14 protein-coding genes and 1 pseudogene are annotated in these 16,280 nt (G+C 38.4%); 7 read left to right on the top strand and 8 right to left on the bottom strand.

Annotated features, from left to right (window positions below; translation table 11 throughout):
- Positions 1–45: 45 nt before the first annotated feature.
- The 3 genes and pseudogenes from nagE to AC5KOD_RS19000 form a co-directional block, all read right to left on the bottom strand.
- Positions 46–2,077, bottom strand: a pseudogene (nagE, locus tag AC5KOD_RS19010) (N-acetylglucosamine-specific PTS transporter subunit IIBC).
- Positions 2,078–2,169: 92 nt separating this feature from the next.
- Positions 2,170–3,015, bottom strand: a complete 846-nt coding sequence (locus tag AC5KOD_RS19005) for a PRD domain-containing protein (protein ID WP_496916171.1) — start codon at positions 3,013–3,015, stop codon at positions 2,170–2,172.
- A gap of 335 nt (positions 3,016–3,350) precedes the next feature.
- Positions 3,351–3,800 (bottom strand): GNAT family N-acetyltransferase, encoded by a 450-nt coding sequence (locus tag AC5KOD_RS19000; protein WP_496916170.1) that lies wholly within the window; start codon positions 3,798–3,800, stop codon positions 3,351–3,353.
- A 92-nt stretch (positions 3,801–3,892) separates the two neighbouring features.
- Between AC5KOD_RS19000 and AC5KOD_RS18995 the strand changes: the two genes are divergently transcribed.
- Both AC5KOD_RS18995 and murB read left to right on the top strand, forming a co-directional pair.
- Complete coding sequence (locus tag AC5KOD_RS18995) at positions 3,893–4,849, top strand: TraB/GumN family protein (RefSeq protein WP_496916169.1); 957 nt, start codon at positions 3,893–3,895, stop codon at positions 4,847–4,849.
- Positions 4,850–4,953: 104 nt separating this feature from the next.
- Positions 4,954–5,859, top strand: a complete 906-nt coding sequence (gene murB / locus AC5KOD_RS18990) for a UDP-N-acetylmuramate dehydrogenase (RefSeq protein ID WP_496916168.1) — start codon at positions 4,954–4,956, stop codon at positions 5,857–5,859.
- Positions 5,860–5,913: 54 nt separating this feature from the next.
- Here the strand turns inward: murB and chbG are convergent, their stop codons facing one another.
- The 3 genes from chbG to AC5KOD_RS18975 form a co-directional block, all read right to left on the bottom strand.
- Entirely contained in the window at positions 5,914–6,669 is a 756-nt protein-coding gene (chbG, locus tag AC5KOD_RS18985) for a chitin disaccharide deacetylase (protein WP_496916167.1), read from the bottom strand.
- A 25-nt stretch (positions 6,670–6,694) separates the two neighbouring features.
- A complete protein-coding gene (locus AC5KOD_RS18980; protein WP_496916166.1) occupies positions 6,695–7,303 on the bottom strand; it encodes an ECF transporter S component in 609 nt (202 codons plus the stop codon).
- A 93-nt stretch (positions 7,304–7,396) separates the two neighbouring features.
- On the bottom strand, positions 7,397–8,407 hold the full coding sequence (locus AC5KOD_RS18975; RefSeq protein WP_496916165.1) for a YhdH/YhfP family quinone oxidoreductase: 1,011 nt from the start codon (positions 8,405–8,407) through the stop codon (positions 7,397–7,399).
- A 246-nt stretch (positions 8,408–8,653) separates the two neighbouring features.
- Between AC5KOD_RS18975 and AC5KOD_RS18970 the strand changes: the two genes are divergently transcribed.
- From AC5KOD_RS18970 to AC5KOD_RS18950, 5 genes are all read left to right on the top strand, one after another.
- Positions 8,654–9,196: a helix-turn-helix domain-containing protein gene (locus AC5KOD_RS18970; protein ID WP_496916164.1), complete on the top strand. Its 543-nt coding sequence runs from the start codon at positions 8,654–8,656 to the stop codon at positions 9,194–9,196.
- A gap of 76 nt (positions 9,197–9,272) precedes the next feature.
- On the top strand, positions 9,273–10,364 hold the full coding sequence (locus tag AC5KOD_RS18965) for an ABC transporter ATP-binding protein (RefSeq protein WP_496916163.1): 1,092 nt from the start codon (positions 9,273–9,275) through the stop codon (positions 10,362–10,364).
- Positions 10,365–10,371: 7 nt separating this feature from the next.
- A complete protein-coding gene (locus AC5KOD_RS18960) occupies positions 10,372–11,181 on the top strand; it encodes an ABC transporter permease (RefSeq protein ID WP_496916162.1) in 810 nt (269 codons plus the stop codon).
- Positions 11,178–12,005: an ABC transporter permease gene (locus AC5KOD_RS18955; protein ID WP_496916161.1), complete on the top strand. Its 828-nt coding sequence runs from the start codon at positions 11,178–11,180 to the stop codon at positions 12,003–12,005. Before AC5KOD_RS18960 ends, AC5KOD_RS18955 begins: the two co-directional genes overlap by 4 nt.
- Positions 12,002–13,075: an ABC transporter substrate-binding protein gene (locus tag AC5KOD_RS18950; protein ID WP_496916160.1), complete on the top strand. Its 1,074-nt coding sequence runs from the start codon at positions 12,002–12,004 to the stop codon at positions 13,073–13,075. The genes AC5KOD_RS18955 and AC5KOD_RS18950 overlap by 4 nt, the downstream gene beginning before the upstream one ends.
- 381 nt (positions 13,076–13,456) lie before the next feature.
- On the opposite strand, the gene AC5KOD_RS18945 is transcribed toward AC5KOD_RS18950, so the two are convergent.
- Positions 13,457–13,876, bottom strand: coding sequence for a MerR family transcriptional regulator (locus AC5KOD_RS18945; protein ID WP_496916159.1), 420 nt, complete (start codon positions 13,874–13,876; stop codon positions 13,457–13,459).
- 21 nt (positions 13,877–13,897) lie between these two features.
- Positions 13,898–15,349: an isochorismatase family protein gene (locus tag AC5KOD_RS18940; RefSeq protein WP_496916158.1), complete on the bottom strand. Its 1,452-nt coding sequence runs from the start codon at positions 15,347–15,349 to the stop codon at positions 13,898–13,900.
- Positions 15,350–16,280: the final 931 nt, after the last annotated feature.

Below are 16,280 nucleotides of genomic sequence, written 5' to 3'. Positions count from 1 at the left end.
TGGTGACTCAGTGTTTTACCCTATAATACATTAAAATCTGTTCTGTTAGACTTCGACTGTTAAAGCTTCTTCTGATGCTTTAACGGCCCTTTCTGTTACGTCAGAGATCTTTTTAACAGCATCCATGTTAGTAATGACAACCACAACAGTTGAGGTTGTATCAGTTTTAGCAAGTTCTTCTAAATCCATGTTCGCCAATTTGGTTTCAGGCGTTACTTCTTGACCTTCAGAAACGAAAATCTCAAAAGGCGCCCCTTTTAATTCCACTGTATCAATTCCCATGTGGACTAAAATTTCTAAGCCACTATCAGTGGTCATTGTAATGGCATGTTTAGTTGGAAACACACTAACAATTTTCCCTTTAACTGGTGCGTAGATTTCAGAAGAAGTTGGTTGAACAGCATAGCCATCGCCTAACATTTTTTCTGAAAAGACATTGTCTTCTACTTTGTTGATCGGAATTAAATTTCCTTCTGCAACCGTATGAAAGGTTGTTTTGTTATCTTTTTTTAAGAATTTAAACATGCGACGTTCCTCCGATAATTTATAAAATTGTAAAGTCCATTATACCATAGAATTTATATGTGGAAAGTATTTATATAACAAGATATATATAGCTAGCTTACTTTTTCAGCTTACTCATCTCATCAGCGACAAATTGGACTTCTGTTCCGACGATGACTTGAATATTTTGATCGTCGATTTTTTTCACGCCAGGTACATTAGTAGACTTGATTTTAGCTTCATCTACTTTGTCCATGTCTTTTACGACAAGACGCAGGCGAGTGGTACAGTTATCGATAGACACCACGTTATCGTTGCCACCTAGGCCATCAAAGATCCGAGTTGCCATAGCAGTGAATTTGTTCCCACCTTCAGTAACTTGCTCTTCGATTTCTTCTTCAAGCGTTGTTTCTTCACGACCAGGTGTTAACAAGTTAAATTTCTTGATTGCAAAGTCAAAGGTAAAGAAGTAAAGTGCTGCCATAACCAATCCTTGGATAATCAGCATGTATGGTTGATTAGCAATTGGGTTACGCAAGCTTAACACAAAGTCGACAAGTCCAGCACTGAAAGCAAAACCAGCTGTCCAGTGGAAGAACGCAGAGATAAATAGTGAAATACCTGTTAAAATTGCATGTAAGACATATAAAGGCCATGCAACGAACATGAATGAAAATTCTAATGGTTCAGTAATTCCAGTAAAGAAAGCGGCAAAGCCAGCAGCAATCATTAATGACGCTGTTGCTTTTTTCTTTTCTGGGCGTGCGTTACGGTAAATAGCGTAACCACCGGCTGGTAAACCAAACATCATCATTGGGAAGAACCCACCTTGGTACATCCCAGTAATTCCTTTTTCGCCTGCACCAGATAAGAAGTTACCAATATCATTAATACCAGCCACGTCAAACCAGAAAACAGAGTTCAAGGCATGGTGTAAACCAGTTGGAATTAGTAGACGGTTGAAGAACCCGTACAAACCAGCACCTACAGCACCTAAGCTAGAAATTGCTGTACCAAATGAAACCAATCCAGCGTAAACAACTGGCCAAATAAATAGAAGTAATACTGACACAACTAGCATAGCAAGTGATGTCATGATTGGGACAAGACGTTTCCCACTAAAGAACGAAAGCGCCATTGGCAATTGAACTTGGCTGAAACGATTGTACATAGCCGCTGCAATTAACCCAGATAAAATCCCGATAAAGGCATTATCAATTTTGCTAAACGCGACGTTTACTTCTTCAACTGGAATACCCTTCATAGCCCCAACAGCTCCAGTTGCTAAAAGAGTTGTTACCACTAAGAAAGCGACCAATCCACTAAGTGCAGCTGCTCCGTCTTTGTCCTTCGACATGCCCAAAGCAAGCCCAACAGCAAATAAAATTGGCAAGTGGTCAATAATCGCGCCACCCGCTTTAACTAGGAACACAGAAATAAAATTAGGATCTCCCATACCAGTCATAACATTTGGATCAATCCAATACCCAATCCCCATCAAAATCGCCGCAGCAGGTAAAACTGCTACTGGAAGCATTAACGATCTTCCCATTCTTTGTAAGTATGTTTTCAAACTACTTACCTCCTCTAATAAATTTTTATATGTCAAGCTCTCCATATGAAATAAATAAAAATAAGGTCAATCAAGAGCTGAATATACCTAATTTAGTTAGGGTTGCGTTTAAGTTGATCAGATAAGCGCTCGATATGCAAAGTGATATAACCTAACTCCTCTCCTGGGATGGTTAAGCCATAGTCAACTCGGGTCATTCGGGCGACCTTCTCGGCAACCGCATAACTGTGTTGATACTTCGTTTTAACTAATTGAAACACATCGTCATCCATCGAATGAAATTTACTTTGGTAAACCCGTTCCACAACGTAACGCAGATGGATAACTAAGCGGGAATAATTAAGTCCCATACTCATTTTTGTAAAATCGACATCAAGCTCCTCAGCGATTGTTGTAATCATGGCTGAGATGATGGTTACTTCACGGATACTTTTGTTGGTAGTAGCTTGACCAGAACTAGCACTGTGGAAATGAATGGCAATATAAGCCGCTTCATCAATCGAAAAATCCAGCTCAAATTTTTCGCGTAAATAGGTAATCGCCCATTCCGCTGCTCGAAATTCCTCAGGATAGAGAATCTGAATTTCATTTAGCAATTTATTTTGAATGACGATACCATCACGAATACGATCAATGGCGAAGGCGATATGATCTGCTAAAATCGAATGGATGTGCTCATTAAACTTTGTTTTCAACATCTCCTCAGCCGTATCAATAATTTCTTCAGAGGCGATGAAAAATTCTGGGTCAATGCTTTGTAGCACTTGCTCCATCTTACTTTTAGTTTCAGTCGCAACGTATTCTCGTTCAATTAAATTTTTCGGGACGATGTCGTTCTGCTTCTTACTAAAGCCAATACCTTTCCCAGTAACGATCTTATCTTGACCTTTATCTGAGACCAACACGGCGTTTTGATTAAATACTTTAATTATTTTCATCTTTCTCTCCCTGTCTCATTAAAAATAGGCATGGAAAAAGATGGCGCAAGTATTCACGCGTATCCTTTTTCCATGCCTAGTATGATCTAGTCACATGAATGAGTTATTCAATTTCATATCTATCATACATGCTCTTCTAAAAAAACGCAACCAAAAAGCTTAAATAATTATTAAAGGGACGTAAATAAGAAGAATTTACCTTTGTGTGACACTTATCCGAGACCTGATAATAAACTGTGGATAACCGACGGTTTTAAACAACGGATTGTGGATAACTCTGTGGATATGTGTATAAGTCGAAAGTTTGTTCGCCGAACAGAGACCGAAAATCTGTTCTAAATACCGGCGGTTAAAATGATTAGCCCCTTTTCCACAGAAAAATCATTTTTTTCGTAAAAGTACTGTGAGGGGAAGTTTTTCTCAGTATTTAGCATGATTGCTGAGTGATTGGCTAGACGGCATTCTTGTTTAATATGTGACATTAACTTAGTGCCCACACCTTGACGATGACAGTCAGTATCTACAAAAAAATCATCAATATAGTACTCCATTCCCCCAATCCAAGGTTTAGAAAAGCCGATACTTGCACCGACAATTTTTGTTCCCCTCTTAGCGACATATCCAATAAAATAATTGTTAATAAGATGGTTGTGGAAAAACTCAGAAATAGGTTGTGATGATTCCCAAGATTCATTCCAAGGCTCTTGTGCATAAACTTTTTGATACAGTGCCACCGTTTCTGGAATCATCGTGTCATCAAAGGGGAAAATTTCAATTAAGGTCATTTTTATTCGCTCATTTCTTTTGATAGTATGTCATAATAGTACCATAAGATAAGAAAACGATTATTAAAAAGTGAGTGGAAGGGTGTTATAGGATGAAACAAAGAGGATATAAAAAATGGCTATGGCTAGTTGGATTAGCCGCAGTTTTATTAGTGGGATGTAGTAAGCCGGCTGAAACCGTCAGCTCAACAAGTAGCCAAGAGACGACGGCTTCAACAAGTCAGCAAGTGGAAGAAATCGTTGTTGATTGGCCTTTTTATGAAATAAAAAAAGACACTAAAGTAGTGGGACATATACTCGGCACGATGCACATCGGTAAGAAAGAGATGTACCCATTTCCAGCTGAAATCTTAGAGCCTCTTAAAAAGAGCTCGTTATTGTTAACAGAGATTAAGATGTCAGAGTTGGAAACACCAGATCAGGAGTTGTTGATGACAGCCATTCAGGGAGACAAACCGATCACAGAGGGAATGAATGAGGAAAGCTTAAAACTTTTCAGAAAACGACTAAAAGAATATAAATTTGAAGAAGAGCAAATTAAGATGTTAAATCGCTTTGGGATTGATCAATTTCTTCAAACTAAATATATTTCCCCGATAGCCACGACTTATGGAGTAGAGATGCAGTTGTACGGTAAGGCTCGAAATAGTGATACGATAAAAAATGAAGGCTTTGAGACAGTTGCGGAGCAGTATGATTTGTTGCTAGAGGCGTATAAAGAGCCCGCAGATGTCAATGAATGGGTGGCATTGATTCCATCTTTGGAAGAAGGTAAAGCGTCTACTGTTGAATTATTAGAGGACTATATCGCTGGGGATGTCTTTAAATACTTTGAAAAGGAAGAGACTGAGGGAGCGATGAGTGCGATTCAACAAGAGTTACTTATCAATCGGCGGAATGCCAATTGGCTAAAGGTTTTACCGGCATACCTAGAAAAAGAACAGGGTGTTTTTGTGGCAGTTGGAGCAGGTCATCTGCCATCGGATAAAGGCGTCTTGAAGTTATTAGAGGAAGCGGGCTATCAGACAGAGAAGGTCTCTTTTAAGTAGTAGCGGATCTGTGATATATTGGTTAAAAATTGAGAGAGAGGCTAGTCTTTTCTTGGGGAAGCATGGTAGAATATAACGAGGTTAAAATTGAAAGGACTAGTGTCGTGAATAAAGAAAAAATTATGGCAGATTTGCCAACAATCAAGATGTTGTTTGACGAACCACTGACTAATTACACCTTTACCAAAACTGGCGGACCAGTAGATGTTTTATTATTTCCGAAAACAAAGGAAGAAGTTAAAGTAATTGTGGATTATTGTACAGCTGAATCTCATCCGTGGTTAGTTTTAGGAAATGCGAGTAATTTGATCGTTCGTGAGGGCGGTATCGCTGGATTCGTCTTAATGCTGACGGAGATGAATCAACTGGCGGTTGAAGGGCAAACGATTGTTGTCGATGCAGGGGCTAAATTGATCGATACGACTTATTTTGCTTTAGAGCACGAGCTGACAGGCTTGGAATTTGCCTGTGGGATCCCTGGCAGCATTGGCGGAGCCATTTATATGAATGCTGGTGCCTATGGCGGGGAAATTGTGGATGTTTTTGAGTCTGTGGACGTGATTTGGGAAGACGGTCGCTTTGAGCGGTTAACGAAGGATCAGATGGACTTTTCTTATCGCCATAGTTTGATGCAGACACGTAAAGGAATTGTCTTGACCGTTAGATTTGCTTTAGAGACAGGAAATAAAGAAGAAATTTCAGCGAAAATGAAGGAACTGACAGCTTTGAGAGAAGCTAAGCAGCCATTAGAATATCCATCATGTGGCAGTGTCTTTAAACGTCCCGAGGGGCATTTTACAGGACAGTTGATTCAAGAAGCGGAGTTGCAAGGCTTAATCTGGGGCGGTGCTCAAATCTCAACGAAGCACGCTGGATTTATTGTGAATATCGACCATGCGACTGCAACTGATTATGTGGAATTAATTAAGTATATTCAAAAGGTTATTTTTGAGAAATTTCAAGTTAAATTGGAAACAGAAGTACGGATTATTGGTCGTGAAAAGGCGTAAATAAAAAAAGATGAGGGGGAGCTGTGATCACGTCACAGCTCCCCCTCATCTTTTTTATAACTCTTTGAAGTTGATAAGTTCAATTCCAAGGCGGGCAATTTCCGCTTTGGTTTTTGCTGAGTTAAGCACCTCAACTTCTGTGATGCGTTCATTTAAGTAAGAGGTCCGCTTCAAAAGTTCAGGATCTAAGTAGGCAGGATGGCACATGATTTCCCAAATCTCATCCGTCCCTGTAGGCAGAGTTTCAAAGAAGTCGGTTGCTACTTTTTCTTCATAAAATTCACTAGAAAAATAATCAGCGCGCTTTAGCCCTTTAAGATGAGTGGCCACATCGGCGATGTCTCCCCAGCATGGATGAAATCGGACTGCTAAGCCGTAGTCATGAGCCAATTGAGCAAAAATTGGAAAGACTAGAGGTAGCATGTGTAGATGGTGATGGGAATCAAGGTGGCTCGGCTGAACACCATGCTTAATAGCTGTATCAATCTGATTTTTCCACTCAGCGTAGATTTCATCTGTTGGAACACTTGTGGCTTCAAGCCAATAACTATAGGGCCTAAAGTCGCCATTTTCTTGAATCAGATTCGACACCTGAGCTGTAGCCAATGTAGGACGCCCTAAGTCGATCGTAAGATGAATGCCAATGTCGAGTGTAGGATTTTCCTTCGCAAGCTCAAAAGCATGGTGAGCACCTGGCATTGTTGTTAAAAGGGTAGTCGCTGTAATAATCCCATCTTTAAAACTGTCAACAATTCCGTGGTTAACTCCTTTTGAATAGCCGAAATCGTCGGCATTAACGATTAATTTCATGTGTATGACTCCTTCTTTTTATTAGTTAAACCCGCGTTTCAGGGGTCAATTTAGTTGCGGCAAATAATGCCCGAACTATTAATGGTGTGATGATGATTGCTGCAATAATTTCAGGAATGCCATTAGTTCCAACAACTACCAGTAAAACCGAAAGCAGTCCTGCTGAGGTCGTGCCGTAAGCTTCGGCGACAGGCCCTGTATAAAGAAGCCCCATCAATCCGAGAACTAGGACGGTGTTCGTTAAGGTAGCAAGTGCTGCGGCGATGATTGTTGGCAAGTAAAATTGCTTGGTGCGTTTATAAAGAACAGTAAAGACAGCTCCTGCGACAAGCCCAACGAGAACCCGTGGTAAAACAGAAACGATGGGATTTGTAAAAATTAATGTGTCTATTGGAGTTGTTGGAGCAGTCCACGCCCGAATCATAGTCATAACACCCCAGATTAACCCAATAAACATGCCGTCCTTCGTTCCTAAGGTAATGGCCGCAACAATCACGGTAATATGGATGATTGTCAGGCTAGTTGCTAGTAGCGGAATATACCCTAAAAAAGGAATCATGGATTGCACGATAATGATTGCGATTAGCACCCCTCTGATTGTGAGACGATAGGCTTTGCTTTTAGTATCTGTCATTGTTTCTCCCCATTTCTTACTGCGTCAAAGTATTGTTTATATAATATGAAGATAGTGGCCTAAAGTCAAGTTAAAAAACCGTTCAGTTAAGGCTTATTGCGGTGTTAGTCTAACAAGGTTACGTCCTGTCATAGTTCCAGCTAGAAGCTGCTCAAACGCTTGAGGTAACTCAATTAGGGACAGTTCATTTTTGGCAAATTGTTCAACATTAGCTGGCATCATATCCGTTGCTAAACGATTCCACATATAGAGACGACGTTCGTTAGAGATGTTGACAGAATCAATTCCCAAGATATTGATACCGCGTAAAATATAAGGAAGAACAGTAGACGAAAAAGTAATCCCACCAGCGTTGCCACAAAGGGAAATACTGCCGTCGTAGGCAATTTGTGGAATAATCGCTTCTAGCTGATGCCCACCTACAGTATCTAAAACATAATGATAAGTTTGCTTCATTAAAGGGCGTGGTTTTTCTGGTGAAAGTTCGTCAGCAGTTACGACATGCTTGACTCCCAGCTCAGAAAAATAAGCAGCTGATTGTTCTTTTTTGCGAGATAGAGCGGTTATGTTGTGATAGCCAAGATTTTTTAAAATACCAATAGCTAGACTGCCAACGCCCCCAGAAGCTCCTGTTACTAGAATTTCGGCGTCTTTCTTTTGCCGAAGTCCTTGTTTTTCAAGGGCATTGACTGATAAAGCAGCTGTTAGACCGGCAGTTCCGAAAATCATCGCAGTTTTCATGCTTAGATCGGCTGGAAGTGGAATCACCCAACTCGAAGGAACACGTGCCATTTCACTATAGCCTCCAGAATGGCTTACACCAAGACCGTAGCCGGTTACAAGGACCTCTTGACCAATTTTAAAAGCCGATTCACCTGGGTCAATAATTGTGCCACTTAAATCAATTCCAGGGATAATCGGGTAATTGCGAACAACTCCCGATTTCTCTTGCGTTGCTAAAGCGTCCTTGAAGTTGACGCTAGAGTAGGCGACACGGATGATGACATCGCCAGCTGACAATTCGTCGATCACCGTTTCACGGCAATATGGGACGAGTGTTTCTGCAGTTTCTTTTTCTAACCATAGGGCAGTAAATTTTTCCATAATTAGGCTCCTTTAGCAAAAAGGTGGAAGAAAAATCAGGTGTCTCTCACCCTTGCTTGCTAGTTTTATTTGACATACTTTCAGTATAGGTAAGATAGTAAAAAAAAGCGACTAAATCTCGTTATTTTTCTTGAAATTTCTGGCAGATGGCTGTATACTAGCTCTTGTTTGTAAACATAAAGTTTACTTATACAACACTTTTATCTTTTGAGTTTACTTATACTATACTTACGAAAGAGGTTCAACATGGATATCGGCAGTAAAATTAAAAATTTACGGATACAAAAAAATTTAACCCAAGAAGAATTAGGTGAGCGCACAGATCTTACTAAAGGCTATATTAGTCAGTTGGAACGCAATCTCAGCTCACCTTCAATGGATTCTTTTTTCAATATATTAGAAGTATTAGGTACGACCCCTCGTGATTTTTTTAACGAAGAGGCTAAGGATCAGAAGGTTGTCTATGATGACAGCGAGCGAACTATTTATTACGATGAGGAAAAGCATTACCAAGTCGAATGGTTAGTTCCCGATTCCAATGAGAATGACATGGAGCCGATTTTTTTAACTTTAGAAAGTAAAGGGGAATTTAAGGAATTTGCTCCCTCATTATCGGATACCTTTGCCTATGTGCTAGAGGGTGAAGTCTGTGTAGAAATTGGTTTACGTCGTTATTTTGCTAAAAAAGGCGAAACCATCTATTACCGGGCAACCGATAGCCACCAAATAAAAAACAATGCCCCTGAGCAGAGTCGCTTGCTCATCGTAGCAACAGATTCGTATTTATAGCACAGTGATGAACTGACTGTCAAGAGGTGAGATAGTAGAGGACAACGGTCCCCATTAAGTAAAAGGAGTGGAAAAAATGGCACAACATATTATTACTTTTGATAATGTAAAAAAGACATACGATGATACGGTGGTCTTAAAAAATGTTAGTTTTGAAATTGAACAAGGAAAGTTTTACACCTTGCTTGGACCATCGGGTTGTGGCAAAACTACTATCTTACGTCTGATTGCTGGATTTATTGAGGCGGATCAAGGGGATATTCGCTTAGAGGGAGAGCGAGTAAATGATATTCCAGCGAATAAGCGGAAGGTCAACACGGTATTTCAGGATTACGCGCTATTTCCGCATTTAAACGTTTTTGATAATGTGGCGTTTGGCTTAACGATTAAAAAAATGCCTAAAAAGGAAATTGAAGCTAAGGTTAAAGAGGTTTTACGGATGGTTCAGCTATCTGGCTTTGAAGACCGTGAAATTAGTGAGATGTCTGGAGGTCAGCGTCAGCGTGTGGCTATCGCTCGGGCACTTGCCAATGAGCCAGAGGTTTTACTTTTAGATGAGCCTTTGTCAGCTTTGGATTTGAAATTACGAACGGATATGCAGTATGAGCTACGTGAATTGCAGCAACGTTTAGGGATTACCTTTATTTTTGTTACTCATGATCAGGAAGAGGCCTTGGCAATGAGTGATGAGATTTTTGTTATTAATAAGGGAGAAATCGTTCAAAGTGGTACCCCTGTTGATATTTATGATGAGCCGATTAATCGATTTGTGGCCGATTTTATTGGGGAAAGTAACATTGTTGACGGCTTGATGGTAGAGGATAACTTGGTTCAGTTTGTTGGGCATCAGTTTGAATGTGTTGATGGTGGTATGCGTCCTAATGAGTCGATTGAAGTCATGATTCGACCTGAGGATATGGCGATTACGTCGGTGGAACAAGGGAAATTGAAGGTCAAGGTAGACAGTCAGCTTTTTCGCGGTGTCCATTATGAGATTGTGGGCTATGATTCTGAGGGCAATGAGTGGGTCGTTCATTCTACTCGGAAAGCGAAGGAAGGGACAGAGGTTGGTTTATTTTTTGAGCCAGCAGATATCCACGTCATGCGCTTCAACGAGTCAGAGGAAGACTTTGATGCCCGTCTAGAAAGCTACGAAGAGGAGGTGTAAATCAATCATGACATCAACTAGAAGGATTTATTCGATTCCTTATGTTTTGTGGCTAGGCTTGTTTGTCATAGCGCCTGTCATGCTAATTATCTATCAATCATTTAAAGGGATTGATGGTAACTATACGTTGGAGAATTACCGGATTTATTTTTCATCAGCCACCTACTTAATGATGACACTCAACTCGGTTTTGTACGCCTTTATTATCACCTTGATTGTTTTGCTGATTAGTTACCCAGCAGCTTATTTTTTGAACCAATTAAAGCATAAGCAGTTGTGGTTGATGCTGATTATTTTGCCGACATGGGTGAATTTATTATTGAAGGCTTATGCGTTTATTGGGATATTTAGCGCCCACGGCAGCATTAATCATTTTTTAGAGTTTGTTGGTATTGGCGGGAAGCAGATTCTTTTTACAGACTTTAGTTTTATTTTTGTGGCTGCTTATATTGAGATTCCTTTTATGATTATGCCGATTTTTAATGCGTTAGAGGAAATGAATCCATCGCTGATCAGCGCTAGTAGAGATTTAGGCGCTAACTCGTTTGAGACCTTTCGAAGAGTAATTTTTCCATTATCGATGAATGGGGTAAAAAGTGGTGTGCAAGCAGTATTTATCCCATCTTTGAGTTTATTTATGCTGACACGTTTGATTGGGGGCAATCGGGTGATTACCTTGGGAACAGCGATTGAGGAACATTTTTTAGTGACGCAAAATTGGGGGATGGGCTCGACTATAGGAGTTATTCTAATTATTGCGATGGTGTTAATTATGCTACTGACAGGTGAGAAGAAAAAGAGAGGACGAGCAAAATGAAAAAAACAGCGGTTTGGTCCCGTATTTATTTGGTAATGGTATTTGTTTTGCTGTATGTACCGATCTTTTATCTGATTTTTTATTCTTTTAATGCTGGGGGTAGTATGACGAGCTTCACAGGCTTTACTTTAGAGCATTATCAAGCCGTGTTTGAGGATAAACGCTTGATTGGGATTGTGATTAATACCTTTATGTTAGCTTTTTTATCAGCGTTGATTGCGACGACAATCGGTACCTTCGGGGCGATGATGATTTACTATACTCGTAAACGAAAGAGTCGCAACGCGTTGATGAGCTTGAATAATATTTTGATGGTGTCACCAGATGTTATTATTGGTGCTAGCTTCCTAATTTTTTTTACGGTGCTTGGGTTGAGTTTGGGCTTTTCATCAGTCTTACTGTCCCATGTGGCATTCAGTATTCCGATAGTTGTGTTAATGGTCTTGCCTAAGCTAAAGGAAATGAATGACTCGATGATTGATGCTGCTCGGGATTTAGGGGCAAACAATTGGACGGTTATTCGTAAAGTTATCTTGCCTTTTATTACACCGGGAATTATTGCGGGGTATTTTATGGCATTCACTTATTCTCTTGATGACTTCGCTGTGACCTTTTTTGTGACGGGGAACGGTTTTTCTACCTTATCAGTAGAAATTTATTCGCGAGCTCGTCAAGGAGTAAGCTTAGAAATCAATGCTCTAAGTGCGCTACTATTTTTATTCTCGCTCTTCTTAGTGATTGGTTATTATTTTATCAGCCAAGGAAATTTATCAAAGGGGCAGAAGCGAAATCGCAAAGAGCATGAGGCGGTGAGCGGGCTATGAGAAAGTTGAAACCATTGCTAGTGGGAATTTTGGCGATTGTGGTGATCCTGTTTATTGCCAACCGTCAGTTGGAAAAGGCACAAGGCTTTTCTGGTACGAACACACTAACGATTTATAACTGGGGAGACTACATTGATCCAGAGCTACTGAAAAAATTTGAAAAAGAAACCGGCTATAAAGTGAGCTATGAAACCTTTGATTCCAATGAAGCCATGTTTACCAAGATTCAACAAGGTGGTACCGCCTATGATTTAACGATTCCAAGTGAATATATGATTCAAAAAATGATGAAGGAAGAAATGCTAGTTAAACTGGATTATCATAAAATTAAAGGGATTAACAACCTTGATCCACGCTTTTTGGATAAGGAATTTGATCCCGGTAATCAGTATTCAATCCCTTATTTTTGGGGGACTCTTGGTATCATTTATAACGATAAATTTGTTGGAAAAGAGGCCATTAAAGAGTGGGATGATTTGTGGCAGCCAGCGTTAAAAAATAATTTGATGCTGATTGATGGGGCTCGAGAGGTTATTGGTTTAGCATTAAACAGTAACAATCAATCACTAAACAGTCGAGACTTAGAACAATTGGCAGCAGCAGGGAATAAGCTAAAGGGATTAACACCAAACGTTAAGGCGATTGTGGCAGATGAAATTAAAATGTATATGATCAATGAAGAAAGTGCCGCAGCAGTTTCTTTTTCAGGGGAAGCAGCCGAGATGCTGGCTAATAACGATCATTTGCATTACGTTATTCCGAGTCAAGGAACAAATTTGTGGTTTGATAACATTGTTATTCCTAAAACAGCCAAAAATGTTGAGGGTGCCTATGCGTTTATCAATTTCATGTTAGAGCCAGACAATGCAGCTCAAAATGCGGCTTATATTGGGTATTCCACGCCCAATAAAGAAGCGATGGCGCTGTTGCCAAAGGAGATCACAGAGGACGAGCAATTTTATCCGAGTGATGAGACGATGGCGAATTTGGAAGTTTATGAAGATTTAGGCCCAGAGTTTTTAGGGATTTATAATGATTTGTTTTTAGAATTTAAGATGCATCGTAAATGAAAGAGATGTGAAGTTTTATAAATTATTCCAGTAGCAAGAAAAAAATTCATTATACAAACTTGGCAGGGATTGTAGAAAATGATGTGTATTATTTAGTGAAGAAAGCCTAACTTTTTATCAAATATTTTATGCTGAGACGCCTTGCGTAAAGGCGTCTTTTTGTCGAGTTTAAAATTCGATAAAAAATGCAGTCCCGCCAATTTTATAAGCTTTCTTATATCGGAGAGGCCGTATAAAAAACAGAGCATGTCAGTTTTATAGCGTACGCAGTTTTGAAACAGCTAAAAAAGATTGAACCAAACGATACAACTTTGATTATTTAACTTTTTCAGCAGCTTCCTCCCTTGGGGGTGGACTATTTGGTATAATTGAGATCAGTTACTATTTTATTTGGTCGTATAATTGATTCATTAAAGAAATGGTTGTTTCTTTCTTCTCTTCAATATTATCAAAATGATTCATCAAAGGTAGATTTTTAATAATATTAATGACATCTGTATATTCTTGAATTTTGTTATTCAACTCAGTTATTTTATTGTTAAAAAATAATTGTGCATCATAAATTGTTTCCTTATCTTGATTTTCTTTTAAGTAATTATTGAAGATATTTTTTATTTCATCAACAGTGAAACCATATTTTCTCATTATGATTGCAAATTTTAAAATTTGCATATCAACATCTGTATAATAACGATACCCGTTGTTGCCACGTGCAGGTGTTATCAAACCATTTCGTTCATAATAATGTAAGGTTGAAATTGGCAAATTTAATCTCTCACTTACTTGTTTGATTTTATACATCTAGCCATCTCCTTTTAACGTTTAATTTATTAGCTCTATTATGTCGTTATTATTCAGTGTTGGATAATGGTACCTTATCTCTTGTTGTTTCTTATGACTCATAGTTGCTGTACATTCATCAGCTATGAAACACTGAATACCTTGTTCATACAAAGAATCAAACGTTTCTTTGACACAATGATCTGTAGTAAATCCACAAATCAACACACGTTCAATTTTATTTGTTTTTAAAATTTCCAATAAATTACTATCTATACAGGCATCATAACTACTCCTCCCGCTTACGATGATATCATTTGGGCTAGCGATTCCACTTGTTATGTCACTTTTCCATGTATTAGCAGTTAGCTGTTTGAATAATCTGGCAGGAAATGGCGCTTTTTGGTAACGATATTTATCTTTCTTATCTAGAATTAAAGGAGCATGCACAATGGGAATATTTTCTTTTCTACATTCTGCTAGCAACGAGAGGGTCTTTTTAAGAACGTCACGTTGATTATACTCTTTTTTAATCAGTTGATAAAAGAACCCTTTAGTTGTCCAGCTATTTTGGTATTCAATTGTTAAAATTGCCGTTTTTTTAGGTTCCGTACTTGGATTTGTAAATCCTTTTTCAATAAATGAAAATACTTTATCAGGTTCCTTTTCCACTACATGGTAAGAATCAAAACGTTCTCCTTTTAATAATATAAATTGCTTATAGCTATTTATAACTGAAAAGACTTTTTTTATATCAGCTACATTCGCAATCATGTCTGATTCTGAATTGATAATTAGTAATGGGGATGTTACTTTTGAAGCTTCTTTTGTAGGATTAATTGTTATATTTGGATTAAAACCAATGATATCCTCAGTTGCTTTTGATAGACTTGGAATAAGCCATTGCGGGAGTTTAGTGAAATATTTTAAACTATTTGGAAACATTTTAGCGTACCAATAAAGATTAGAAAGAATACCTACTATTTCTACATTTGCAATTTTTTCTAGTTTTTCAATTGCAATTAACGTGGCATTGGCACCGGATGAGAAGCCAAGTAACACAAATTGATTTAATTGATTATTTTGTGATGAGACTTTATTTTCTCTTATCCAGTGAAAAGCCGCTTGAATATCTAAAGCCTCTTTTTTTCCAAAATAAGTGAGATGGCCTTCACTTTCACCACATGCACGGTGATCAAAGACTAAAACATTGTATCCTTCTTTGATAAATAGTTGGATACTTGGTACCATATCAATGATATCATCTTTCCCACTTTCCTCCCAACCATATCTATTAGATCCAAAACTATGTGAGATTAATACCGTACGATCATTGGTTCCTTGATACCAACTGCCGATAATCTTAATATTATCTTCTGTTTGAAACGAGACTTCTTCTCCTTTTGATATTCTTCCTTTTAAAATTGTATCACAACTAATTCTTTGTGGAATTAGTGTTTGTTCCACATTTTTTCTCAATATTCTTGATAGCATACGTAACATCACTCCTATATATTTTAAACTAACTAAATCTTATCACTCAACCTAAGTTTAGAGTCAAGTGCTAGTTGGTAGTTAAACTCACTAGTGTTGCGATAAGATAAATAATGAAAAAAATTAATTTTCTGATTTTAATATCTTCTATAAAATTAACAAAACAGCCAATACATACGTAACAGATGCCTTTTTTCAGTCATTTAGTTTTAAAACAAGTGTGACAAAGACTGGCTTCACCCAACAGTTTATCGGGCCACCCCCTAAATAGTGAAACATAGATTCTTAATTCCAGTTTAATTGTTCAGACTAAAAGGGCTGTAATTAATGTCAGAATAACTTGATTGACGGCACCCAACTTGTCTAGGGAGTAGAGCTCCTAGATGGTTAAATTTTGCTTCAAATGTGTAAAAAAAGTTAAATAGTTGCTGACTATCGAGAAGAACTAGTATAAAAATACATGAAATCCGATAGGAGAAATAGTGAGTTTGAGTTCTTCTAAGAATTATGGACTTGATTCATATTTACATAGGTTGAGTTTTTTGATTTTTTAGTCATCCACTACCATGTTATATAATCGGAGTAACTATTTAACAATCAACAATTACCATGTGATAGATTATTTTTGTATAAAGAGGCACGTCTATCCGAGAAAGATATGAGACAACCAAAGTATGGGTGGGAATCAGGTACGAGACAATGTGTCAGTACTGCTCCTTTTACTCCATAAAAAAATTCCCCTCCGCACGAAAAGTTGTGCGGAGGGGGAAGTTATATAAACGATGTTATTTAATAAAAAAAGTATTGACAGCGTTTTCGTTTAATTGTACACTGTGGGCGTTAGGAACGACCCAGACAATTACATACAAACCATTGGCTACTATCTCCGGGGTTGGCGCCCCAGAGCTAGTATGAAGCCTTGACCAATCAG

It is taken from the genome of Vagococcus sp. WN80Y (genome assembly GCF_059621045.1).
The sequence above is the reverse complement of the archived record's forward strand: the minus strand, read 5'-3'. Positions and strand labels throughout refer to the sequence as shown.

Excerpts from the sequence above, each read along its gene's own strand:
- AC5KOD_RS18950 (WP_496916160.1), top strand. The coding sequence starts at position 12,002 with ATGAGAAAGTTGAAACCATTGCTAGTGGGAATTTTGGCGATTGTGGTG.
- AC5KOD_RS18995 (WP_496916169.1), top strand. The coding sequence starts at position 3,893 with ATGAAACAAAGAGGATATAAAAAATGGCTATGGCTAGTTGGATTAGCC.
- AC5KOD_RS18940 (WP_496916158.1), bottom strand. The coding sequence starts at position 15,349 with ATGCTATCAAGAATATTGAGAAAAAATGTGGAACAAACACTAATTCCA.
- chbG (WP_496916167.1), bottom strand. The coding sequence starts at position 6,669 with ATGAAATTAATCGTTAATGCCGACGATTTCGGCTATTCAAAAGGAGTT.
- AC5KOD_RS18965 (WP_496916163.1), top strand. The coding sequence starts at position 9,273 with ATGGCACAACATATTATTACTTTTGATAATGTAAAAAAGACATACGAT.
- AC5KOD_RS18970 (WP_496916164.1), top strand. The coding sequence starts at position 8,654 with ATGGATATCGGCAGTAAAATTAAAAATTTACGGATACAAAAAAATTTA.
- AC5KOD_RS18960 (WP_496916162.1), top strand. The coding sequence starts at position 10,372 with ATGACATCAACTAGAAGGATTTATTCGATTCCTTATGTTTTGTGGCTA.
- AC5KOD_RS18955 (WP_496916161.1), top strand. The coding sequence starts at position 11,178 with ATGAAAAAAACAGCGGTTTGGTCCCGTATTTATTTGGTAATGGTATTT.
- AC5KOD_RS19005 (WP_496916171.1), bottom strand. The coding sequence starts at position 3,015 with ATGAAAATAATTAAAGTATTTAATCAAAACGCCGTGTTGGTCTCAGAT.
- AC5KOD_RS18945 (WP_496916159.1), bottom strand. The coding sequence starts at position 13,876 with ATGTATAAAATCAAACAAGTAAGTGAGAGATTAAATTTGCCAATTTCA.
- AC5KOD_RS18980 (WP_496916166.1), bottom strand. The coding sequence starts at position 7,303 with ATGACAGATACTAAAAGCAAAGCCTATCGTCTCACAATCAGAGGGGTG.
- AC5KOD_RS18975 (WP_496916165.1), bottom strand. The coding sequence starts at position 8,407 with ATGGAAAAATTTACTGCCCTATGGTTAGAAAAAGAAACTGCAGAAACA.
- AC5KOD_RS19000 (WP_496916170.1), bottom strand. The coding sequence starts at position 3,800 with ATGACCTTAATTGAAATTTTCCCCTTTGATGACACGATGATTCCAGAA.